The sequence below is a fragment of the Blautia sp. AF26-2 genome (genome assembly GCF_003460955.1).
Lineage (GTDB): Bacteria > Bacillota > Clostridia > Lachnospirales > Lachnospiraceae > Fusicatenibacter > Fusicatenibacter saccharivorans.
On the sequence record NZ_QTWD01000014.1, the window covers coordinates 67,683 to 90,614 of the forward strand.

18 protein-coding genes are annotated in these 22,932 nt (G+C 49.3%); 6 read left to right on the plus strand and 12 right to left on the minus strand.

Annotated features, from left to right (window positions below):
* The first annotated feature begins 13 nt into the window (after positions 1 to 13).
* Positions 14 to 1,984 (plus strand): sigma 54-interacting transcriptional regulator, encoded by a 1,971-nt coding sequence (locus DWY63_RS15850; RefSeq protein WP_158568386.1) that lies wholly within the window; start codon positions 14 to 16, stop codon positions 1,982 to 1,984.
* Between the two features lies 1 nt (position 1,985).
* Here the strand turns inward: DWY63_RS15850 and DWY63_RS15855 are convergent, their stop codons facing one another.
* From DWY63_RS15855 to DWY63_RS15870, 4 genes are all read right to left on the minus strand, one after another.
* The gene (locus tag DWY63_RS15855; protein WP_117802607.1) at positions 1,986 to 3,053 is read right to left on the minus strand and encodes a P1 family peptidase; all 1,068 of its coding nucleotides are present in this window, start codon (positions 3,051 to 3,053) and stop codon (positions 1,986 to 1,988) included.
* A gap of 381 nt (positions 3,054 to 3,434) precedes the next feature.
* Positions 3,435 to 3,725, minus strand: a complete 291-nt coding sequence (gene spoVG / locus DWY63_RS15860; protein WP_022463229.1) for a septation regulator SpoVG — start codon at positions 3,723 to 3,725, stop codon at positions 3,435 to 3,437.
* Between the two features lie 28 nt (positions 3,726 to 3,753).
* Complete coding sequence (glgD, locus tag DWY63_RS15865) at positions 3,754 to 4,869, minus strand: glucose-1-phosphate adenylyltransferase subunit GlgD (protein ID WP_022463228.1); 1,116 nt, start codon at positions 4,867 to 4,869, stop codon at positions 3,754 to 3,756.
* A gap of 1 nt (position 4,870) precedes the next feature.
* Positions 4,871 to 6,142, minus strand: coding sequence for a glucose-1-phosphate adenylyltransferase (locus DWY63_RS15870; RefSeq protein ID WP_117802608.1), 1,272 nt, complete (start codon positions 6,140 to 6,142; stop codon positions 4,871 to 4,873).
* Between the two features lie 562 nt (positions 6,143 to 6,704).
* Between DWY63_RS15870 and murC the strand changes: the two genes are divergently transcribed.
* The 5 genes from murC (at position 6,705) to DWY63_RS15895 (ending at position 14,659) form a co-directional block, all read left to right on the plus strand.
* Positions 6,705 to 8,096, plus strand: a complete 1,392-nt coding sequence (gene murC / locus DWY63_RS15875; protein ID WP_117802609.1) for a UDP-N-acetylmuramate--L-alanine ligase — start codon at positions 6,705 to 6,707, stop codon at positions 8,094 to 8,096.
* Positions 8,097 to 8,632: 536 nt separating this feature from the next.
* On the plus strand, positions 8,633 to 9,796 hold the full coding sequence (locus tag DWY63_RS15880) for a DnaD domain protein (RefSeq protein WP_117802610.1): 1,164 nt from the start codon (positions 8,633 to 8,635) through the stop codon (positions 9,794 to 9,796).
* Between the two features lie 21 nt (positions 9,797 to 9,817).
* Positions 9,818 to 10,816 carry an ATP-binding protein gene (locus tag DWY63_RS15885; protein ID WP_055219220.1) on the plus strand — a complete coding sequence of 333 codons (999 nt, stop codon included), beginning with the start codon at positions 9,818 to 9,820 and terminating at the stop codon, positions 10,814 to 10,816.
* Positions 10,813 to 12,003, plus strand: coding sequence for a ribose-phosphate pyrophosphokinase (locus tag DWY63_RS15890; protein WP_117802611.1), 1,191 nt, complete (start codon positions 10,813 to 10,815; stop codon positions 12,001 to 12,003). The genes DWY63_RS15885 and DWY63_RS15890 overlap by 4 nt, the downstream gene beginning before the upstream one ends.
* A gap of 223 nt (positions 12,004 to 12,226) precedes the next feature.
* A complete protein-coding gene (locus tag DWY63_RS15895) occupies positions 12,227 to 14,659 on the plus strand; it encodes a GH36-type glycosyl hydrolase domain-containing protein (RefSeq protein WP_117802612.1) in 2,433 nt (810 codons plus the stop codon).
* An 89-nt stretch (positions 14,660 to 14,748) separates the two neighbouring features.
* Here the strand turns inward: DWY63_RS15895 and DWY63_RS15900 are convergent, their stop codons facing one another.
* The 8 genes from DWY63_RS15900 to DWY63_RS15935 form a co-directional block, all read right to left on the minus strand.
* A complete protein-coding gene (locus tag DWY63_RS15900; RefSeq protein WP_055226710.1) occupies positions 14,749 to 15,528 on the minus strand; it encodes a tRNA threonylcarbamoyladenosine dehydratase in 780 nt (259 codons plus the stop codon).
* Positions 15,529 to 15,573: 45 nt separating this feature from the next.
* Positions 15,574 to 16,029 carry a threonine/serine exporter family protein gene (locus tag DWY63_RS15905; RefSeq protein ID WP_022461450.1) on the minus strand — a complete coding sequence of 152 codons (456 nt, stop codon included), beginning with the start codon at positions 16,027 to 16,029 and terminating at the stop codon, positions 15,574 to 15,576.
* Entirely contained in the window at positions 16,026 to 16,808 is a 783-nt protein-coding gene (locus DWY63_RS15910; protein ID WP_055226708.1) for a threonine/serine exporter family protein, read from the minus strand. Before DWY63_RS15910 ends, DWY63_RS15905 begins: the two co-directional genes overlap by 4 nt.
* A complete protein-coding gene (locus tag DWY63_RS15915; RefSeq protein ID WP_055226900.1) occupies positions 16,805 to 18,166 on the minus strand; it encodes an MATE family efflux transporter in 1,362 nt (453 codons plus the stop codon). Before DWY63_RS15915 ends, DWY63_RS15910 begins: the two co-directional genes overlap by 4 nt.
* A gap of 142 nt (positions 18,167 to 18,308) precedes the next feature.
* Positions 18,309 to 19,409: a hypothetical protein gene (locus tag DWY63_RS15920; protein ID WP_055226707.1), complete on the minus strand. Its 1,101-nt coding sequence runs from the start codon at positions 19,407 to 19,409 to the stop codon at positions 18,309 to 18,311.
* Positions 19,367 to 19,795 carry a helix-turn-helix domain-containing protein gene (locus tag DWY63_RS15925; protein WP_117802613.1) on the minus strand — a complete coding sequence of 143 codons (429 nt, stop codon included), beginning with the start codon at positions 19,793 to 19,795 and terminating at the stop codon, positions 19,367 to 19,369. Before DWY63_RS15925 ends, DWY63_RS15920 begins: the two co-directional genes overlap by 43 nt.
* Positions 19,796 to 19,985: 190 nt before the next feature.
* Positions 19,986 to 21,491 (minus strand): serine hydrolase domain-containing protein, encoded by a 1,506-nt coding sequence (locus DWY63_RS15930; protein WP_117802614.1) that lies wholly within the window; start codon positions 21,489 to 21,491, stop codon positions 19,986 to 19,988.
* Positions 21,492 to 21,517: 26 nt separating this feature from the next.
* A complete protein-coding gene (locus tag DWY63_RS15935; RefSeq protein WP_117802615.1) occupies positions 21,518 to 22,885 on the minus strand; it encodes a glycoside hydrolase family 32 protein in 1,368 nt (455 codons plus the stop codon).
* Positions 22,886 to 22,932 lie beyond the last annotated feature (47 nt).

The following is a 22,932-nucleotide window of genomic DNA, read 5'->3' on the forward strand; positions in this document are numbered from 1 at the left end:
AAGAGGTCCCTTTATGAACAGAAAACAAAAGCTTGGCAACGTATTGATCATTTCTTCCCGGAAACGAATGCTTTCCGAATTTCAGTCTTATCTTCACTCCGTGCTCGGTGAATATCTCACCTTCAATACCCTTTTGAGAGAGCAGGCCACAGACCCCTCTCTCTTCCGGGGATACCAGTGCGTCCTTTTTCCAACCGCCCGCGCCATGGAAACCTTTCCGCTTACCCTTGACTCCTCCATTTTGCAGCTCCCCTGCGACCGCGTTTTCAACCATATGTTCCTGGATAAAATCATTCAGATTCCGCCGCACGAACGTGTCTATCTGGTAAACGATGATAAATATTCCACGCTCGCTATCATTTCCCAGTTTGAGGAATGCGGCATCACACAATATGACTTTGTTCCGTTTTATCCCGGATGCAAGGATACCGAGTCTGACATTCAGTTTGCCATCACCGCCGGCGAGCCGCAGCTCGTTCCTTCCCGCATTCCCAATGTGCTGGATATCGGCAACCGCATCATCGATATTTCCACTATTTTACAGCTCTGCGAATATTTCAACATTCCTCTGCAGACCGTAAACCGTGTATCGCGCAATTATGTCAATCAGATTCTTCACACCGTCAAGACCTCAGAAACTTACTATACAAATTATGTACAGACCGAACAGCTCATGCAGGTTATCCTGTTCTCTCTTCCCATTGGCATCTGTCTGTTTGGTGCGGATGGCCGCATTCAGTTCATGAACGCTAAATTTGCACATGCCTTCTCGCTTCCCTCCTCCAACTTTGAAGGACAGCCTTTTTCGGAATGTCTTCCGTCTGCCTACGCGGACACTGCTTTCGACCGCAACGGTGACTGGACCATTCTCCTTTCGGATCAGAAAACACAGATCACGTTAAGCGTTCTCTCTATGGTTTTTCCGGATACAGAACCTGTTTTTCTTGCGTTTCTTCCCGATGGCAGATCCACGGAAATGTCGGTATCGAAAGACGAAAAAACGGAAGAAAGCACTTTTTTTGCTTCCTCCCGTACCTTTTCACTTTCCCTGTCCCACGCAGATTCCGTCCAGAATCTGATGGCGCAGGCCAGACATCTTGCACTTTTTGATTTTCCGATTCTGATCCAGGGAGAAAGCGGTACACAGCGCCGGACACTCGCACGTGCGATCCACAATTTTTCGCGCCGCCACCATTATCCGTTTTCCGTTCTTCATTCTCCGGGAAATGATCTGACCGAAGCCTCCCTGCTCCAGCTTCTTGCCGAAACCAACCATGGCACACTCGTTCTTTCCCAGGTGGACCGTTTTCCGCTTTCCATTCAGGATCTGCTGGTCAATGTTCTTACCAATGTTCATGGTAACTTCTTTTCCGCACCGGAAACCCGCCGTTTCGATGTGCGGATCATTGCTATTGCGGATGATAACCTTTACAAAAAAGTAGAAAAAGGAACCTTCCTGCGGGAACTTTTTCACCTTTTAAGTGCTTCCGAGCTTCAGACAGTCCCGCTCCGCAGACGCAGGGAGGATATTCCCGATCTTCTCAATTACTTTCTGCTTCAGTTTTTCCACAACACCGATATGACCTGCGACCGGATCTTTTCGGAAGGGCTTCTGCGCTTTCTGAAGGAATATGCGTACCCCGGAAATATTCATGAGCTGTACAATCTGTCCTGCAGCCTGTTTACCCGGTACAGCAGCCATAAGCTGCAGCTTTCCGATCTGCCAACGTACCTCCGCTCCCGCCAGATGGCTGACGTTTCCCTCACCGACCTTCAATATCAGGTTCTTTCTTTCGTATCGACGCATCCGAAAGCAGGCCGCCTGGCAATCAAAAACGGACTGGCCGACGGAGAAACCTTTGTATCCGAAGCGGCTCTGCGCACCGTACTCGGAGAGCTTTCTTCCGCCGGTTATCTCATCGTGCACCGGACAAAAGGCGGATGTGAAATTTCCGAGCTGGGGCGTATGGTTCTGGAAAAATAATTCATTTCAGAAATCCCGGTATTTCCAGAAATTCGGCAAGGCTGCGGTATCTGGCTCCGTCCAGGCCTCTTTTTTCCTTTGCGGTTACCATAGAGTTCAGGATCGCTTCCTCCACAGCCTCTGCCGCTGCTTCAAATGCCTCGTTGATTTTTTCTTCTTTTATCCGGGCGCACGCTTCCACCTCACATGTACTCTTTGTGTCTACGCGGTTTGCTGTTGTAAATCCGATCATGATTTCACCGCTTCCGTGGCCGGTGTAGGCTCCTGTTCTGGCGATTCCAACTCCACAGCGGCGGATAATCCGGTACAGCTGCCGCTCCGATACCGGAAGGTCTGTTGCCAGAACCGTCATAATTGATCCCCGGTCTTCGGCGCTGCTTCCGCATTCTTCCTTCCGGATCCGCTCCAGAATCTTCTCTCCTGCCGGTTTTCCACTGATTTTCAAATCTCTGGTTGCCCCGAAATTTGACTGTACCAGAACACCAATGGTATATGTTTTTCCGTCAAGCACCAGCGTGCGGGATGCTGATCCGATTCCCCCTTTCAGCCCATAGCAGATAGTTCCTGTTCCGGCACCGATATCACCTTCCGCAAAGTCTGTATCCGCCTGCTCCAGTGCATGATACAGCTCTTTTTCCCCCACTACCCGGTTACAAATCTCATTGATTCTCGAATCATTACATTCTCCGACAACCGGATTGATGGAAAAAACATCTTCCCCTTCTTTTCGGGTCTGCTGTATCATCCATGAAATCATGGCATCCGCCACTTTTCCGACATTCAGTGTATTGGTCAGGGCAATGGGCGTTTCAAGAGTTCCGAGCTCCTGTACCTGCACAAGACCGCACGTTTTCCCGAAACCGTTATGCACGTAGGCAGACGCCAGGTACTTTTTCAGAAACGGATTGCCTTCTCCCGGCACAATCACCGTCACTCCGGTATGCTGATTTCCACTTTCCACCGTCGCATGGCCTACCCGCACACCGGGCACATCCGTAATTTTGTTTCGCGGTCCATTTTCATGATGTCCGATCCGATATCCGTAATCACTGATTCTTTTCTGTTTCATCCTGTTTCCTCCTCTTTTTATGATGTACTCCCGGAATTTTTCAGCTCACGCAAATACAGGCACAAAAAAAGACTCCGAAGATACATTTTTCTCTCACTTTACGCTCTCTTCTCTCTTCTGTCCATACCTCTTCCCACAATTTTTCTTCTTTTCTTTATATTTTTTCCATTTCTTTTAGAATTTGGACACACTTTGCTCACATATTCCTTTTATAATAAAGCTCGGATAGTTGATAAACCACTCACTATCTCCCCCCTCATAAAAAGATGGCGATATACTTTTGTATATCGTCATCTTTGTTTTTACTGACAAAAACGCCCCCGGGCGGAAAACGTAACCACTTCCGTTTTCCGCCCGGGGGCATTCTTTCTTCCTTTTTGCTCAGGCCTCTGCAGCAGCTTCCTCTGCTTCCGCTTCTGCCATCGCCTGTTCGTACTGTTTCAGGATAATGGTCTGAATTTTTTCTCTGGTTCCGGAGTTGATCGGATGTGCGATATCGCGGTACTCCCCGTCCGTAGCCTTACGGCTCGGCATTGCGATAAACAGTCCTTTTTCTCCTTCAATCACCTTGATATCATGTACAACAAATTCGTCATCGATTGTGATAGACACAACCGCCTTCATTTTTCCTTCTTTTGTTACCTTGCGTACTCTCACGTCTGTAATGTTCATAAACTTTTATGCCCCTTTCACCCCATAATCAGATGGCGTATCTTTCGTTTTTTTCGACAACAATTTTGATGCCGTCCTCCCCACAGTGATAGGAGTTTGCACGGATGGTGTCCCTGCTCTCCACAATACAGTTTTCAATGTGAGTGTTGTCTCCGAGATATACATCATTTAAGATGATAGAATTTTTAATCACACAGTTGTTTCCAACATATACCTTCTTGAACAAAACAGAGTTCTCAACCTGTCCGTTGATGATACAGCCGCTGGATACAAGAGAATTTTTCACTGTGCAGCCAGGATTGTATTTTGCCGGCGGAAGATCGTCGATCTTGGAGTAGATGCCCGGATACTGTCCGAAGAAGTAATCTCTTACCTCCGGTTTCAGGAAATCCATGTTGGTTCTGTAATAGGAATCTACGGTAGCAATGTTGCTCCAGTAGGTATTGATCTTGTATCCGTAAATCCGTTTCAGGTTTTTGTAACGGATTAAAATATCCTTTACAAAGTCGTAGCGGTCTTCCTGTGCGCTGCGCTCAATCATTTCGATCAGCTGGCGACGGCGGATGACATAGATACCGGTAGAGATCACGTTGGAGCTCGAAACCATCGGTTTTTCCTCGAACTCCTCGATGCGGCAGTCCTCATTCATCTTCAGGACGCCGAAGCGGCTGGTATCTGCTTCCTTGGAATCCGTGCATACCACGGTAACATCCGCACGTTTTGCAATATGGTATTCCAGTACCTTATTGAAATCCAGTTTGTATACGCCATCTCCCGATGCGATGACTACGTACGGTTCATGGCTGTTTTTCAGCCATGTCAGGTTCTGACTGATCGCGTCTGCCGTTCCACGGTACCACCAGCTGTTATCTGATGTAACGGTTGGAGAAAACACAAACAGACCGCCATGTTTTCTTCCGAAATCCCACCATTTGGAAGAGCTCAAATGTTCATTTAAGGATCTGGCGTTGTACTGTGTCAGGACAGCCACCTTCTGAATATGAGAGTTTGCCATGCTTGACAGCGCAAAATCGATGCTGCGGAAGCTGCCTGCGACCGGCATAGCTGCAACGGCTCTTTTATTGGACAGCTCTCTCATTTTGTTGTTGTTACCGCCTGCAAGAATAATTCCCAATGCTCTCATATTACTCACCGTCCTTTTCTACAATTGCTCCGCCGGACGGAAGTGTGCCATCCGGGTAATCCTCAAGGGAAGTTTCGCCGGAAATGCAGACATTCTTTCCAATGGTTACGCCATCCGGAATGACTGCCTTTTCTCCAACGGTCACAAGTCCGAATCCGTAAATATTCGGTTTTAAGACGTTCGGCGCTTCCTCGCCAACGCCCATCACAACATGCCTGCCGACATGTACGTTTTCTGCAATAATGGCCTTATTGACCTGGGTTCCCTCGCCGATTGTGCTGTGGCGCATAATAATAGAATCTCTTACAACAACACCCTTTTCAATGCGCACATCCGCACCGATGACAGAATTATGTACCTCTCCGTAGATTTCAGCGCCCTCGCCGATAATACAGCGGTCGACGACAGCGTCCCCTGAAACATACTGCGGACGGATGATATCACCTTTGGTATAGATCTTCCAGAACTCCTCATATAAATTGAATTCCGGAATAATATCGATCAGCTCCATATTTGCTTCCCAGTATGAGCCAAGCGTTCCGACATCTTTCCAGTAGCCGTTGAACTCATACGCAAACAGACGTTTTCCGTTGTCGCGGCAGTACGGCAGAATGTGTTTTCCGAAGTCACAGCTCGGCTGATCCTTCAGGGCTGTCAGAGATTCCTTTAATGCTTTCCAGCTGAAAATATAGATGCCCATAGAAGCGAGGTTGCTTCTCGGGTGCTCCGGTTTTTCTTCAAATTCGGTAATTCTTCCGTTTCCGTCTGTGATCATGACACCGAAACGGCTTGCTTCTTCGATCGGTACCGGCATACATGCGATGGTCACATCTGCGTGATTTGCTTTGTGATAGTCAAGCATCACTTCGTAATCCATTTTGTAAATGTGGTCGCCGGAAAGAATCAGAACATATTCTGGATTGTATGTTTCCATATAAGCCATGTTCTGGTAAATTGCATTTGCAGTTCCTGTATACCATTCGCTGTTTGTACTTTTTTCGTATGGCGGCAGAACGGTTACGCCGCCTTCGTTTTTATCGAGATCCCACGGAATACCGATTCCGATATGGGTATTCAGCCGCAGCGGCTGATACTGGGTCAGTACGCCTACCGTATCAATTCCTGAATTGATACAATTACTGAGCGGGAAGTCGATGATTCGATACTTTCCGCCAAATGCTACTGCCGGTTTTGCCACTTTCTCCGTGAGCACACCGAGACGGCTTCCCTGGCCGCCTGCCAGCAGCATTGCTATCATCTCTTTCTTAATCATGCAATCACCTCTTGTCGTATCTAAAGATTTGCAGTAACTGTAAGAATGTACGGCATACTTCCTGTCTGCCTTCAGAAATGATCCCCTGTCGGTCCTGGCTTTTCATATCCACGCACTTCTTTGATAACTACAAGGTAAATTATACCACACTTCCGTCACATTGTGAACGTTTTTTATAATTTTTCTTTATTTTTTTCTTATATTTTATTACTTTTGACTATGCATTTTTCAACCTGTCAGAACCGCATCATGATTTTCAACAATTTTCGACAAACCGTTTATTATTTTTTTACCAGTTTTTGTCATTTCCCGTCGTTTTCATTTTGCAACATTGCATTTTGCACATGATCTGCTCCATAATGTTTATCTATTATTTTTTATTTCATTTTCATTTTCCTGTGCTTTTTTTCTTTTACTTTTCCGGCAAATACGTGTATACTATTAGCCAGAACAGTTCCGGCCGGATTCCGGGGAAACGGCTTTGGATTTTACTCTGTTCTTTCCTATGATTAATTGAGAAAATTTCCCCAATTCAGTGAAAAGACACATTGAAGGAGATACTATGTACGAAGTAGATTTCAGTAAACCAATCCATATACATTTTATCGGCATCGGCGGCATCAGCATGAGCGGCCTTGCTGAAATTCTTTTAAAAGAAAATTTTACGATTTCCGGTTCCGATGCAAAGGAAAGTGACCTGACCCGCCACCTGACTTCTCTTGGCGCGCAGGTTTTCTACGGCCAGAAGGCGGAAAATATCATTTCTGGCATCGACCTTGTCGTTTACACCGCAGCGATCCACCCGGACAACCCGGAATTTGCCGCCGCCAAAGCTGCCGGCATTCCGATGCTGACCCGTGCTGAACTGCTTGGACAGATCATGCGCAACTACAATACGCCGATCGCCGTTTCCGGTACCCACGGAAAGACGACGACAACCTCCATGCTCTCCCACATTCTGATGGCAGCCGACTGTGACCCAACGATTTCTGTCGGCGGTATTCTTCCGTCCATCGGCGGAAATATCCGTGTCGGCCATTCCGAAACTTTCCTGACCGAAGCATGTGAGTACACCAACAGTTTCTTAAGTTTCTTCCCGAAAATCGGCATCATCCTCAATATGGATGCGGATCATCTTGACTTTTTTAAGGATATTGATGATATCCGCCATTCCTTCCGCGAATTTGCCCGTCTGCTCCCGGCCGACGGCATGCTGATCATCAACGCCGATACGCCGAAATACGATTACGTAACCGAAGGCCTTGGTTGCAAAATTGTCACCTACGCGCTGGAGAATCAGGCTGTCGCTGATTATACCGCTGCCAACATCACCTACGATGAGTTCGATCACCCGTCCTTCGACTGCATCTGCCGTGGCGAGCTGCGCGGTCGCTACACACTGATGGTTCCGGGACTTCACAACGTTTCCAACGCCCTGGCTGCCATTGCACTGGCCGATGAACTGCAGCTGCCGGAAAACGCCATCCACGAAGGCTTTGCCACCTTCCGCGGAACCGACCGCCGTTTCCAGTATAAGGGTACATACCACGGAGCAAAGGTGATCGACGATTATGCGCATCATCCAACCGAAATCCGTGCAACGATGGAAGCCGCTGAAAACTGTGCGCACAGAACACTGTGGTGCGTCTTCCAGCCGCATACCTACACCAGAACGAAAGCGCTGCTCGATGATTTCGCCGCCGCTCTTTCCCTGGCAGACCATGTGGTTCTCGCCGATATTTACGCAGCCAGAGAAACCGATACGCTCGGCATCTCCTCCAAAGATATCCAGGAGCGCATTGTAAAACTCGGCACTGCCTGCGAATATTTCCCATCCTTTGCGGAAATCGAAAACTATCTGAACGAAAATCTTGCCGAGGGCGACATGCTGATCACCATGGGTGCCGGAGACGTTGTAAAAATCGGTGAGGAGCTTCTTGCTTCCGAAAAATAAAATCATTCTTTCGCTTTACCTGCTCCCTGTGGAAAATGGAGTTTTCCTTTTTTCCACAGGGTCTTTTTTTGCTCCGAATCCACACAATCTGCCTTTTCGCCAAATAGTTACGCACATTTTTATTCACAGCTATTTTCCTGTATTTTCGCCTGTTTTCAGAGTTATCCACATTGTCCACAATTTTATACACATTTTTACGATCCACACAATGTGGATTTCCTGTGTATAACTTTGTTTACATAACGATATCACCAGAAAGTCCTATACTTCCCTGTTTTCCTCCATTTTTCAACATTTTTGGTAGATGATAATATTTCACAAAACGGATTTCTCCACATTATCCACATTGTCCACAGTCCTTTTTCATCCACCGTGCCTTTTTCCCGGAATGTTTTTTCCGCAAAACACCTATTCACTTGTCGAAAATACTGTGTTATACTTGATTGTGTATGAGAAGGCAAGACGTATAATAAAAAACAGATCGCTAAAAGTAAAAATCTGCCGCACGATAAGAACAGGATGGTGTAATTTTGAGTATGCTGACATTAAACAATGACTGCCTGGCCAGTGTGACTGCTGTGCCGGATCTTTTTCTGGAACAATATATGCCCGCAGCCAACGGAGAATTTGTAAAAGTGTACCTTTATCTGCTGAAGCTGGTCAAGGATCATCAGCAGGATTCCACTCTGTCATCGATGGCAGATTTTTTTTCCTGCACGGAAAACGATATCGTCCGTGCGCTGAAATACTGGGAGAAGCAGGGACTCCTCTCGCTCTCCTACACCGCCGGGGAAAGCGTTCCGACCGGAATCGCCTTTCTGCCGTTTGTCCGGAAGGAAGAAAGCGGAATCCTTCCAACACCGGAATCCTCGATTTCCGGCCCGATTGCGGCTGCACCGGCTGTTTCTGCTGTATCCGTTGAAATCCCGCAGACGGAACAGACCCCGGCTCCATCACCACAGCCGGCCGTTTCTGCCCCATCTGCCTCTTCTCCGGCAGATGATCTTTCCAGTTCCGGTATTTCCGGACAGTCAGCAGAAAAAAAACACGCTCCCGGCAGCCGCGAAGAACTGCAGCACGTTCTTTACGTTGCGCAGACGTATTTCGGTCATCTTCTGTCGCCGACGGAAATCGAATGCATCATGTTTTTCTATGATGATCTCCACTTTTCCGCGGATCTTCTGGAATACCTGGTGGAATACTGTGTTTCGAAGGGAAGCACCAGCATCCACTACCTGAAAAAGGTAGGACTCGCCTGGCAGGAAAGCGGAATCCGCGATGTTGCCTCTGCCAAACAGGAGACCACGACATTCAACAAACATTACTACACAATTTTGAAAGCATTCGGCATCCGCAACCGCGCACCGGTGGAAAAAGAAGCCGAGATGATGGACCGCTGGCTGAATACCTACGGTTTTACGATTGATCTTATCACCGAAGCCTGTCAGCGCACCGTTTCCAAGATCGGCCAGCCGAGCTTCCAGTACGCGGAAGGCATTCTCTCCAAATGGAAGGAACAGGGCGTCCGCTCCATGGCAGACGTCGAACAGCGCGATGCGGAGCACCAGAAAAGGAAGAAAACCGCTTCTGATCAGAATGCGGCACGAAAAACCGCTCCTGCTGCTTCAAGTAACCGCTTCAACAATTTCCATCAGAGAGAATACGACTACCAGAAGTTAGAAGAACAGCTTCTGAAATAACGCCCGGAGGACGAAACAACTATGGCACTGACAAACCCGCAATACGATGCGATTATGCGTATGTACAACGAACGGCAGCTCCGCCACCAGAGAGAACAGCAGGAGCACATCCGCATTGCTTATGAAAAGATTCCGCGCCTTGCGGAAATCGACGCCGAGATTGCATCCCTCTCGGTCCGGAAAGCAAAAGCGATGCTGAACGGAGACGCTTCCATGGATCTCGACCTGAATGCTGCCATCCGTGACCGTTCCCAGGAACGCGCGGCGCTCCTTTCCATGCACGGCTACCCGGCAGACTATCTCGAGCTGACGTATGACTGCCCGCTCTGCCGCGACACCGGCTACATCAACGGCACGCAGAAATGCGCCTGCTTCAAAAAAGCTGCCGTCGATCTTCTGTACCGGCAGTCCAACGTGGAGGAGCTTCTGAAAGCCGAAAATTTCAGCCAGTTCTCTCTGGATTACTACTCGGACAGCCTGACCAGTACCGGAACACCGCTCACTTCCCGCGAGGCCGCTGCTGCCGCGCTCGAAAAAAGCCAGGCGTTCGTCCGCAATTTCGGCTCGTCGTTTGAAAATCTCTTCTTTTACGGCGACACCGGTGTCGGAAAAACGTTTCTTTCGCACTGTATTGCCCGCGAGCTGATCGAGCAGTCGTTCTGTGTGATTTATTTTACTGCATTTGATCTGTTTGACCTGTTTGCACGCTACACCTTTTCCAGTTCAGAAGAAGCAAAAGACGCTCACGCCAATATCTTTGACTGCGATCTTCTGATCATCGATGATTTAGGTACGGAACTGACCAACAGCTTCGTCTCTTCCCAGCTCTTTCTCTGCATCAACGAACGCATCCTGCGGAAGAAATCGACGATCATCTCCACGAACCTGCCCCTTGACCGCTTCATGGAGACGTACTCGGAACGTACCTTTTCACGAATTTCAAGTAACTACACCATCATTAAACTTTTTGGAAACGATATTCGGATCCAGAAAAAACTTTTGGGAGGAACCAAAGCATGAGTAAGGGAACTGAAGGACATTTTGACACACTGCCAATCGGAAGACTGGGACTGATCCCGCTGAACAGCAGCGCCGCACTTGGAAAAAAGGTCGACGATTATCTGGTCAGCTGGAGAAAGGGACGCGGCAATGAATTTGCGGAAAAATATGTCGCTGCCTATGAAGGATATGAGCGTGACAGCTACATTATCCAGTCTCAGGTTCCGCGTTTCGGTTCAGGCGAGGCAAAGGGTATCATCAACGAATCTGTCCGCGGTGACGATATCTACATTCTGCTCGATGTCTGCAACTACAGCCTGACCTATTCTCTGTGCGGCTACACCAACCACATGTCTCCGGACGACCACTTCCAGGATCTGAAGCGTGTCATCGCAGCCATCGGTGGAAAAGCCCGCAGAATCAATGTCATTATGCCATTCCTGTATGAGAGCCGCCAGCACAAGAGATCTGGAAGAGAGTCTCTCGACTGCGCACTTGGTCTGCAGGAGCTGACTGCTATGGGCGTAGAAAACATCATCACCTTCGACGCCCACGACCCGCGTGTCCAGAACGCGATTCCGCTGCATGGATTTGAAACCATCCAGCCGGCTTACCAGTTCATCAAAAACATCCTGCGCAATGCACCGGATATGAAGCTCGACAAGGATCATCTGATGGTCATCAGCCCGGATGAGGGCGGTATGGGCCGTGCTATCTACATGGCAAACAACCTCGGTGTTGACATGGGTATGTTCTACAAACGCCGTGACTACTCTACCATCATTGACGGACGCAACCCGATCGTTGCCCATGAGTTCCTCGGTGCTGATGTCAAAGGTAAGGATATGATCATCATCGACGATATGATCTCCTCCGGCGAGAGTATGCTGGAAGTTGCCAAACTCTTAAAGGATCGTGAGGCACGCAACATCTACATGTGCTCGACCTTCGGACTGTTCACCAGCGGACTGGATAAATTCGACAAGGCTTATGAGGAAGGACTCTTCACAAAAGTTCTGACCACCAACGTCGTATACCAGACACCGGAGCTTCTCTCCCGCGAATATTACATCAGCTGCGACCTGAGCAAATATATCGCTCTCATCATCGACAAGCTGAATCACGACGCCTCCATCAGCGGACTGCTGGATCCGGCGGATCGTATTCAGAAAGTTATTAAGAAATTTAAGAATCACGAGAAGATCTGATATTCCAGGGTTCGAATTTGGAACCCGCCAAACATGAGGAAGTAGCGCCAGCGGATTCCGAATATTTGCAGAATCGCGGAACAATTCGTGAATATCCACAAACGCCGAAACTGTCACGAAAACGGTTTCGGCGTTTTTTTATATTTTTAGCAAATTCTTGCTAGTTTTTTCTTTTTTCGGCTGTATAATGAAATTACATTGTACGACGAAGGAGGTATCACACATGCAATTTGGACATTTTGATGATGCGAAAAAAGAGTATGTCATCACAAGCCCGAAGACTCCGCTTCCGTGGATCAACTATCTGGGATCTGAGAACTTCTTTTCTCTGATTTCCAATACCTGTGGCGGATACAGCTTCTACAAGGACGCAAAACTTCTGCGTCTGACCCGTTACCGTTATAACGATACGCCGCTCGATCAGAACGGACGCTACTACTACATCAAGGACGGCGATACCGTCTGGAACCCGGGCTGGCAGCCGACCCAGACGCCGCTCGATTCCTACGAGTGCCATCATGGCCTTGGCTACAGCCGCTTTGTTTCTTCCAAAAACTTAGTTGCCGCTGAACTGACCGCTTTTGTTCCGCTGGCAGATTCCTGCGAAGTAAACCGTCTCATGCTGACCAACAACGGCACCGAAGAAAAAACACTGGCTCTGACTTCTTTTGTAGAGTTCTGCTTCTGGAACGCCGTGGACGATATGACCAACTTCCAGAGAAACTTCAGCATCGGCGAAGTTGAGATCCAGGGTTCTGAGATTTACCACAAAACTGAGTACCGCGAGCGCCGCAGACATTACGCTGTTTATGCAGTCAACTGCCCGATCGACGGATACGATACCGACCGCGACGCTTTCCTTGGCGCTTACCGCGGAAATGACCGCCCGGAGACCGTTCTGCGCGGCACTGCAGGCAACACCGTTGCCAGCGGATGGGGTGTGATCGGTTCCCACCACATCGACGTTACCTTAAAACCAGGCGAGTCCCGCTCCTTTATCTTCGTTCTCGGCTACTGTGAGAATGCAGCGGATGACAAATGGGAAGCTCCTGGCGTGATCAACAAAAAGCCGGCAAAAGAGATGCTCTCCCACTATCAGACCGACGAGCAGGTTGACGCAGCACTTGCAGAGCTTGCTTCCTACTGGGAAGGCCTGCTGGCAAAATATGCGCTCTCCTGTGCAGATGAAAAACTGGGACGCATGGTCAACATCTGGAACCAGTATCAGTGTATGGTTACCTTCAACATGTCCCGTTCCGCATCCTACTTTGAGTCCGGCACCGGCCGCGGCATGGGCTTCCGTGACTCCTGCCAGGATCTGCTCGGCTTCGTTCATCTGATCCCGGATCGCGCAAGAGAGCGTCTGCTCGATATCGCCGCTACCCAGTTTGAAGACGGAAGCGCATACCATCAGTACCAGCCACTGACGAAGAAAGGAAACATGGATATCGGAAGCGGCTTCAACGATGACCCGCTCTGGCTGATCGCCGGATGCGCCGCCTACCTCAAAGAGACCGGAGATTTCTCCATTCTCGATGAGCAGGTTGATTTCGACAACGATTCCACCAAGGCTCAGCCTCTGATGGAGCACCTGAAACGTTCCTTCGACTTTACCGTAACCCATCTCGGACCGCACAAACTGCCGCTCATCGGCCGTGCAGACTGGAATGACTGTCTGAACCTGAACTGCTTCTCTGCAGAGCCGGGCGAACCGTTCCAGACGACAGGACCTTCCGAGGGACCGGTTGCTGAGTCCATTTTCATCGCCGCTATGTTCGTGAAATACGGCAAAGAGTACGCAGCCATCTGCCGCCGCAGAGGCAATGAGGAAGAAGCTGTTTACGCAGAAAAAGAAGTCGAAAAAGTTTACCAGGCAGTCCTTGATGCAGGCTGGGACGGCGAATGGTTCCTGCGTGCTTATGATGCAGCAGGCGAAAAAGTCGGCTCCAAGGAGTGTGAGGAAGGTAAGATCTACATCGAGCCGCAGGGCTTCTGTGTTCTTGCTGAAATCGGTGTCAAAGAAGGACTGGCAGAAAAAGCCCTGACTTCTGTCCAGAACATTCTGGAAACCAAGTACGGCGTTGTTCTTCTGCAGCCGGCTTACACCAAGTATTACCTGAATCTTGGTGAGGTTTCCTCCTATCCGCCGGGATACAAAGAGAATGCTGGTATCTTCTGCCACAACAACCCATGGATCTCCATCGCTGAGACCGTTGTCGGCCACGGAAACCGCGCATTTGATCTGTACCGCAAGATCTGCCCGGCTTACATTGAGGACATCAGCGAGATCCACCGCACCGAGCCGTACGTCTACTCTCAGATGATCGCCGGAAAAGACGCTGCTCACTTCGGTGAGGCAAAGAACTCCTGGCTGACCGGTACTGCCGCATGGACTTTTGTCAATGTTTCCCAGTACATACTCGGCATTCAGCCGGATTACGACGGACTGACCTTAAATCCGTGTATTCCGTCCGATATGGAAGAGTTCAAGATCCGCAGATACTTCCGCGGTGCATGGTATAACATCACCTTCCAGAATCCGGAGCACAGGGAGAAAGGTATTTCTTCCCTCACGGTAAACGGAACCGCAGTAGAAGGAAATCTGATTCCGCTCACCGAAGGCTGCACCGAATATGATGTTGTTGCCGTAATGTAATTTTTCAAATTTCAAATCTCCATAAACACAAGGCGAGCCCCGGAAAGCACAACTGCTTTTCCGGGGCTCGTCCCTTTTATTCTTATTTTTTACTGCAGCTGCCGTCTCTCTCTGACACCGGAAAGATCTTTGATGACCTCTCCCGCCAGAATCAGTCCTGCTACGGACGGCACAAACGCTACGCTGCCCGGAATATCACGCCGCTCCGTGCATTTTCTTGCAGCTCCCGGAGGACAAATACAATTTGTCCGGCAGCTGATGCTCATATCCTCAAGCGGACGGAGGGATTTTTCCTCTGAATAGACCACTTTCAGTTTCTTCACGCCGCGTTTTTTCATCTCACGCCGCATGACCTTTGCCAGCGGACACATGTTCGTTTTATAGATATCCGCCACGCGGAACTTCGTCGGGTCCAGCTTGTTTCCAGCTCCCATGCAGCTGATGACCGGCACATTGCACGCTTTGGCGCGCATGATAATCTCAATCTTCGCTGTCACGGTATCAACAGCATCCACCACGTATGAATACTTCGAAAAATCAAAATCGTCCGCATTTTCCGGCAGATAAAAGCATTTGTATACCTCTACCTCCGCTTTCGGATTGATATCCAGAATGCGTTCTTTCATTACGTCTACTTTATATTTTCCGACACTGCTTCTCGTCGCAATAATCTGACGGTTGATGTTGGTGAGGCAGACCTTATCATCGTCTACCAGCACAAAATGGCCGACACCGCTTCTTGCCAGTGCCTCCACGGTATAGCCGCCCACGCCGCCGATACCGAAAACGGCAACGGTTGCATTCGCCAGAAGATCCATGCTCTCCTGTCCGAGCAGAAGCTGTGTTCTGGAAAACTGATTTAATGCCATTTGTTTTCCTTCCTCCTTGTTTATAATCTCTACTACAATAATAGGTTATTTGTTTTTGTCTGTCAACACCTTACGGAACCAGCTCTGCGGAAACTCAAAAACAAAGAGAATGCCAAGCACAATCGCAACTGCATCCTTCAGTGTCAGAAATCCTCTTGCACCGGCGCGCTCCAGATCATTGGTTACCACGTAAAAAGCAGTCCAGTAGATGCCGCTTCCCGGCACCAGCGGGAAAATACCCGCAATCAGAAATACCGTTACCGGGCAGCGCTTGTACACCGCAAAGCTGCGCGACAGAAGGATGACGAGCACCGTTGCAAAAAAGATGGACACCGGCTCTGTCGTATGCGGGAGGATCAGTTTATAGCAGATCCAGCCGCAGGCACCTGCCAGTCCGCAGTACAGGTAGTATTTCCGCGGCACCTGGAACAGCAGCGCAAACGCAATCGTTCCGACGCAGGCTGCAAAAAATTCCGCAATTAAACGAATGGTATCACTCATAGCTGCAGCCCTCCCGCCAGTTGATGATATCCTGTGATAATCAGTCCGACGCCAAGCGCAATACAGAATGTCACAAGCAGCGCATCGAGCATCCGCACGGAACCAGCGATGTAGTCCTGATCCGCAATATCACGGATGGCGTTCGTGAAATTGACACCGGGCACCAGCGGAATAATCGAACCGATGATAACCTTGTCCAGATGATGGCCGATCCCCGCCTGATACAGAAAAACGGCAATCAGCGTGACAAGCGCGCCGCCGGAAATATTCGTCGCAATCTTTGACATTCTGCCACGCAGCAGGTACAGCAGATAGAAATACAGAACAAAGCCCGACAGAAACGCTACCATGCTGTCCACCACATCGCCGCCGAACAGAAAACAGAAGCAGGCGCTTCCGACACCGGATGCAAGCACCTGGTGCCATCTTGGTTTGTCCGGCATCCGCTGAATATCGAGCAGCCAGGCCTTCGCCTCCTTCGGCATGTGCAGACCCTCCTCGATTTCACGGGAGAGCTGGTTGACTGCCGTTACCTTGTCGAGCCGCGCCGCCGACAGCGGAATGTGACGCACGCGGGCAAATTCCTGCTTTTTTCCGCTCTCAGCTGTCAGGAAAATACCACTGCTCAACACAAACGCATCGCTGGAGTCAACGCCATACGCCCGCGCAATGCGGTCGATCGTCTCCTCCACACGGAAGATTTCCGCGCCGCTCGCCAGCAGGATGTCTCCCGCCAGCGATGCCACATCAAGCGCTTCTCTCGTCGATTCTGCGTTCATCTTTGTTTTCCTCCTTTTTCAAAACCGTATACCCATTTTCCTTTCAAAAACAGATACAGGAAAATGACAGAACTGATACTCCAGGTCAGCGGGTAAGCCCAGAAAATCACGCGGATATCCGGGATCAGCCGGACCGTCACGGTAATGTAGCTGACGCGGAACAGGCACCAGACGCAGAGCATGACAACCATGGGAACCGCGGCGTGCCCGGAACCGCGGAGCACAGCCGCGATGCAATGAGAAAACGCCAGCAGAAAATAAAACAGTGCAATCGTTCTCGCCTGCATCACGCCGTAATGGACAACGGCCGGATCGCTGTTAAACGCCGCAATCAAAGTCGGTGCGGCCGCATAGATCACAAACCCGATCAGCTCGGCGATGGTAATGGAACAGAGAATGCCAAACCGCGCTCCTTTTTTCGCCCGGTCATACTGTTTTGCACCAAGATTCTGGCTGACAAACGTCGTCAATGCCATCGTAAAGCATGTAACCGGAAGGAATGCAAAACCCTCGATTTTTGCATATGAACCGCAGCCTGCCATCGCCATTTTCCCGAATGCATTGATGTTCGTCTGCACGAAAACGTTTGCGATCGAAATAACCGAGTTCTGGAAACCGGACGGCACACCGTTGCGGATGATTTCACCGAGCGCTCTGCCATCGAAGCGGATTTTGCGGATATGAAGACGATACTCTTCCTTCGTCCGCAGCAGATGGATCATGCAGAGAATCGCGCTTGTGAACTGGGAAATGACCGTTGCAAGCGCCGCCGCACCGACCCCCATGCCAAGCCCTCCGATAAAAAGCAGGTCGAGCACAACATTGATGCACGACGATACGATCAGATAGATCAGCGGGTGACGGCTGTCGCCAACGGACTGCAGGATGCCGACGAAAATGTTATACATGATAAAACCAAGAGATCCTGCAAAATAGGTACGGAAATATTCGACGGACTGCGGCAGGACATCGGACGGTGTTCCCATCAGCACAAGGATTTTCGGCGCCAGATACATGCCAAGCACAGTCAGCGCTACACCGGCCGCCAGGCCGAACGCCACGGTCGTATGGATCGCTTTCTGCAGATCTTCCCGGTTTTTCGCTCCGTAATACCTTGCAATCACGACACCGGCGCCCATTGCGATACCGTTAATAAAACCAACCATCAGAAAGATCAGATTGCCCGAAGAGCTGACCGCTGCCAGCGCATTGCTTCCCAGAAAATTTCCTACAATCAGTGAGTCAGCCGTGTTGTACAACTGCTGGAACAGATTGCCAAGAAACAGCGGAATCGCAAACAGAATCATCTTTTTCGAAATGCTGCCCTCCGTCATTCTTGTCTTACTTTCTGCACTCATTCGTAAAAACCCCCATTTCTTTTTCGTACAGTCAAAACCGGTCATCCACAGGTTTCCGCCCGGTGTGTGTCCAGCCTTCTTTTCAGCAGACACACACCGGAACTCACCCGAGATGACCGGTTTGGAAATATCCTTTTTTCTATTATATCGAACCTTCTCTGGAATGACAAGCCACAAATTCATGCAGAATGGCTTCGACACGTCCCAGCATCTCCTCTTCCGTGCAGAGTTCTTCCGGTTTCATGGATTCCAGGTAATCGTAGAATGCCATAAGAATGCTCGGTTCCCGGATGCTGAGGTAAATCAGCCGCTCTGTCCGCGTCTGGAACAGAAGATAGCCCTCGTTTGCATTGACCGAAATATTCAGCGCATGCTCTGCTCTCTCTTTCGTTTCCCGGATCATACGAAGATTCGCGCGATCCCGCAGCGCCAGAAAGCGGCGGATCAGGGCAATACGCTCGTCAAAGTCCAGCGGAGAATAGCACTCTTTTGGATACTCATCCACGCGGCCCGTGTCCAGGAAACTTTTGATGCCATCCTCTGAAAAAAACATCGTCGTTTTTTTATCCAGTACCTGTGTCTGCATCACCTTTGCGTACTGTGCAACCGCCCGTATCATCTGCTCACGCCCCGGCATTTCTTTTACGAGATGGCGCTCCAGCATTTCTGCTGTCAGAAGGCCGGAAAGACACGGCATTCTCTGGAAGAAATACCGCGGGGAATCTGATGCGATAAAGTGACGAATCAGTGTTTCCGTATAGCCAAGCTGGGACTGTACCGTGTCAAGACGTTCAAACAACGGCTCCGACTGTTTGAAATAGCCTTCAAACATCTCGCGCATCATCCGCAGCGTCGTCTCCTCCCGGAACAAAAGTGCATTCTGGTAATCGGCGCTGAAAGCAAGCGCACAGTGCTCCGTCAGGATGAGGTACGGGAAAAGGCGGAACTCATTCAGCCGTGCCGTCACATTGTCGTAGTAGTACCGCGCACGGTAATCGCAGCCGCAGGCACAGATCGGGAGAATTTTCTGCAGACAACTCAGGTTGTAATTTTTCCGCATCGAAACCATCTTCTCGTTGTTGTTCATGCAGAACAGATGTTGAATCGTCAAATTCGGGTTCTGTTCCCCGAATACCTGCAGAAGTTCCATGGCAAAATCGAAGTCCGGCTGGACCAGAACGGAAATTTTTCCGTCTTCTTTTACAGCTTCACCGAAAAACAGCTGCAAAATTGCATGCCGCACATGCACTGTGCCCCGAAAGGGAATCTCTCCGCTACCCCCCCGTTCAATTCCAGTTTTGCAATCTCCGCCTCATGGAAGATATATTCCTTTTTCCCCTCGCGGTGGCTGAACGTTTCAATCAGTTCTCCGACCGATTTGCGCCGGTAATAAACCTCTTCACCCATCTGGGTAATGTAAAATGCATCCATGAAATCTGTTTTTTCCCGTGGCGTCAGCTGCATGAACTGTGCCATCTTCCGCACAACATCCTCCCCGGACGGATTTCGTTTTCCATTGATGATCTTATACATGAAAGAACGATCGAGTCCGCAGAACTGTGAAAGCGGGTAAACCCCGACATCCTTCATGGTGATATATTCGGATAATAAATCTGAAAAAACTGACATAGAGCCTCCTGTATCTCAATATTTTGTGTCGATTCTTTTCCAATATAGGTAAAAGTTTACCATGTTCAGAGAGACTTGGCAATTCTTCCGTTCGGCTTTGCATATCGTTTTTCTTTTTTTTACAGGATTTTCACACTGTTATGGAAAAACCGACGGAAAATTCCGCCGGTTTTTCTCTCTTTCGACCTGTTTAATCTTTTTTTATTCCAAATACAGTCAGTGCCTGACGTGGTGAAATACCGAGTCCACCGACACTAATCAGCGTATCCTCTGCCTCCAGCAGAAGATTTTCCTTCTGGAATCTGACGATCATGCGGCCACCGCTCAAACCGTCCATTCGCCGAAGCTCCATCTCGAGCGTATTGAGTGTACGCCATGCAGCAGAACCAGCATAAATATGGCCATCCGCTTCACTATAGGCAAAATCCCGGCGCATGGAGAGGACAAATTCCTTTTCTTTCCCGCCTTCTTGTACTTTCCAGTACATCTTATCGCTGCCAAAGGAGAATCGCATCTCCTGAATCGGACTTGTCTCCAGCGAAAACAGACCGCTTCCGCCGATCAGAATTTCTGCGGAATCCGGCAGCTGCTGGTTCCCCATCAGCGGGGCAGATACATAAACATGCTTGCTTACCTTCTCTTCCATAAACGGATTTCTCGTTCCTCTGCGCGGCGGCAGAGCCAGATCTGCGGTACGCTCTTTTACTGCACCGGCAAGTGGGGACGGTGGCAGCTCTCCTGCCTCTTTCTTCACATACGGGATCAGTTCCTCCTGCAGTGCGCTCAGTTCCTCCTGTGTCTGCTCAGTTGCTGTTGTCAGAATCACAATCAGATCGAGATCCGGGAACACAACGCCGAACTGACCGTACGCACCATCTGCGCGGAAGGAGCCCGGATAACGGCACATCCAGCACTGATAGCCGTAGCCCTGCGCCCAGTCTTTTACGTGGCCTTCCGAATCGCCCACCGTCTCAATCTGTTTGCGGCAGGCGCGTTCAAACCATTCTTTTCGAAGCAGCTGTTTTCCTTCCCACTCGCCCTGTCTGGACAGAAAATACGTGAATTTTGCCATATCCTCCGTCACCATCTTCATACCGCCTCCACCGAGCTCCGTTCCGTCTCCGAGCAGCGCACAGGTAAGGGATGTGATGCCAAGCGGCTCCAGCAGACGGGATTTCAGAAACTCTGTGACGTTCTGTCCCGTTTTTTTCCTCAGAACGGCAGCCAGCATGTTAGTTCCGGCTGTATTGTATTTATAAAACGTTCCCGGCTCATGGAGCACTGGATGATGAAGAAAGGTAGAAATCCAGTTTTCGGAATTGTCCATAATCTCCGTCTCGTGACCACAACCCATAATCAACAGGTGATGCAGCGTGATTTTTTTGAGATTTTCGGATGGATTTTCCGGCAGCAGGTCCGGAAAGATATCGACAATTTTCTCATCCAGCGATAAGATTCCCTCCTGCTCTGCAAAACCAATCGCCGTTGCTGTCAACGATTTGCTGAACGAATACAGTGGATGACGAAATTTTTCATCATACGGCTTCCACCAGCCCTTCGCTGCACACTGTCCATGGCGGATCACCATAAAGCTGTGCAGCTCAATCTGGTTCTCTTCGATTCGGTCGAGAAAATTCAAAATTCCTTTGGAGCTGATTCCAGCTGATTCCGGTGTCACATCTTTAAAGTATCCCATTTTGCTTTTCCCCTTTCTCGCAGCCCTTATGCATCAATTTCGTAAAGTTCAACAGAAAGATCACCCTTCCAGCTTATACGGTCGTACGGTGTCTCCGGATAAACCACTGTAGAAATAGCATCTACGCCGTCCTCAGCAAACAGTTCCAGAATGGAAACATCAAAAACAAGCTCCAGATTCCATGCTCCGTCTTTCTTTCTCGCTGCGGTGCTGATGGAATATTTTTCCGTCATGAAGTGCTCACTGAATTCTTTGTAGCCCGCCATGGTACGGTCAACCGTGATTTTGGTGTCAGTTACATAAATCTTCAATTTCTGTCCCACTGAGTTTTTCAGACAGATTTTCGCATCTCCTTTTCCGGAAACCTTCAGTCCAAAGGTCTCTGTGCGGATCGTTGTGTGATTCTCGATCGGATAGCTGCTGTGGCGGAATTTTTCCAGTCCGGCCGGAGCAGCCGCAAGGGTCAGAGCACCATCTACTTCTGTCAGGGACAGTTTTCTTGCCAGAGTTGCCTGTCCACAGTACCCTTCTGTCGGAGTCTGCGCTGCATACTGCCAGTTCATACCCCATCCCATCAGCAGAACATCTTTCGCATTCTGGAATGTAACGGCTGCATAGTTGTCGAAGCCTTCATCCAGCCATCTTGGCTCATCGGATGGATAGGTGCAGAGGAATTTTTCTCCATCGAAATCACCCAGGAAATACTGCATTTTGCAGTGGTCATCTTCGGAAGCTTTCGTCATGCTGACAACGAGAACCCATACATTTTTTCCTTTATACTCAATCGGGAACAGATCCGGGCATTCCCATACACCCTTCACATGGTTTCCTTCCGGTCCGAATTCTCCAGTTTTCTCCCAGTTTTTCATATCCTGGGATGCGTAGAAGAAGACACGGTCCTGCGCTGCAAGAACAAGACTCCAGCATCTTCTGACCGGATTCCAGAACGCTTTCGGGTCACGGAAATCGGAAATTCCCGGGTTTTTGATGACCGGATTCAGATATGACTTTTCAAAATGCCGGCCCTTATCATTGCTGTATGCAATACTCTGCTGTTCCAAACCGTCCTTGTGATGGCTGGTATAAATAGCAATGATTGGCGGATTTTCATTGGTACCATACTCAGAAGAATTCTGCGTATCATACACAGCACTTCCCGAAAAGATAAATCCAAGTTCATCCGGATAAAGTGCGATTGGCTGATGCTCCCAGTGAATCAGGTCGCGGGATGTTGCATGCCCCCAGTGCATCGGTCCCCAGCTGGTATCATACGGGTACTTCTGATAAAAGAAGTGGTACACGCCATCTACATAAACCATGCCATTCGGGTCGTTCATCCAGCCTTCTTCCGGTGAAAAGTGAATTTTCGGTCTGTAATCTCTTTTTTTCATCATTTTTGTAAAACCTCCCAAGATAAACAACGGTCTGCAAAACCACTTCC

Coding starts and splice junctions, on each gene's coding strand:
- DWY63_RS15900 (WP_055226710.1), bottom strand. CDS start 15,528: ATGGCATTAAATCAGTTTTCCAGAACACAGCTTCTGCTCGGACAGGAG.
- DWY63_RS15925 (WP_117802613.1), bottom strand. CDS start 19,795: ATGTCAGTTTTTTCAGATTTATTATCCGAATATATCACCATGAAGGAT.
- DWY63_RS15890 (WP_117802611.1), top strand. CDS start 10,813: ATGAGTAAGGGAACTGAAGGACATTTTGACACACTGCCAATCGGAAGA.
- DWY63_RS15905 (WP_022461450.1), bottom strand. CDS start 16,029: ATGAGTGATACCATTCGTTTAATTGCGGAATTTTTTGCAGCCTGCGTC.
- DWY63_RS15915 (WP_055226900.1), bottom strand. CDS start 18,166: ATGAGTGCAGAAAGTAAGACAAGAATGACGGAGGGCAGCATTTCGAAA.
- DWY63_RS15910 (WP_055226708.1), bottom strand. CDS start 16,808: ATGAACGCAGAATCGACGAGAGAAGCGCTTGATGTGGCATCGCTGGCG.
- murC (WP_117802609.1), top strand. CDS start 6,705: ATGTACGAAGTAGATTTCAGTAAACCAATCCATATACATTTTATCGGC.
- spoVG (WP_022463229.1), bottom strand. CDS start 3,725: ATGAACATTACAGACGTGAGAGTACGCAAGGTAACAAAAGAAGGAAAA.
- DWY63_RS15880 (WP_117802610.1), top strand. CDS start 8,633: ATGCTGACATTAAACAATGACTGCCTGGCCAGTGTGACTGCTGTGCCG.
- DWY63_RS15895 (WP_117802612.1), top strand. CDS start 12,227: ATGCAATTTGGACATTTTGATGATGCGAAAAAAGAGTATGTCATCACA.
- DWY63_RS15870 (WP_117802608.1), bottom strand. CDS start 6,142: ATGATTAAGAAAGAGATGATAGCAATGCTGCTGGCAGGCGGCCAGGGA.
- DWY63_RS15850 (WP_158568386.1), top strand. CDS start 14: ATGAACAGAAAACAAAAGCTTGGCAACGTATTGATCATTTCTTCCCGG.
- glgD (WP_022463228.1), bottom strand. CDS start 4,869: ATGAGAGCATTGGGAATTATTCTTGCAGGCGGTAACAACAACAAAATG.
- DWY63_RS15930 (WP_117802614.1), bottom strand. CDS start 21,491: ATGGGATACTTTAAAGATGTGACACCGGAATCAGCTGGAATCAGCTCC.
- DWY63_RS15855 (WP_117802607.1), bottom strand. CDS start 3,053: ATGAAACAGAAAAGAATCAGTGATTACGGATATCGGATCGGACATCAT.
- DWY63_RS15935 (WP_117802615.1), bottom strand. CDS start 22,885: ATGATGAAAAAAAGAGATTACAGACCGAAAATTCACTTTTCACCGGAA.
- DWY63_RS15885 (WP_055219220.1), top strand. CDS start 9,818: ATGGCACTGACAAACCCGCAATACGATGCGATTATGCGTATGTACAAC.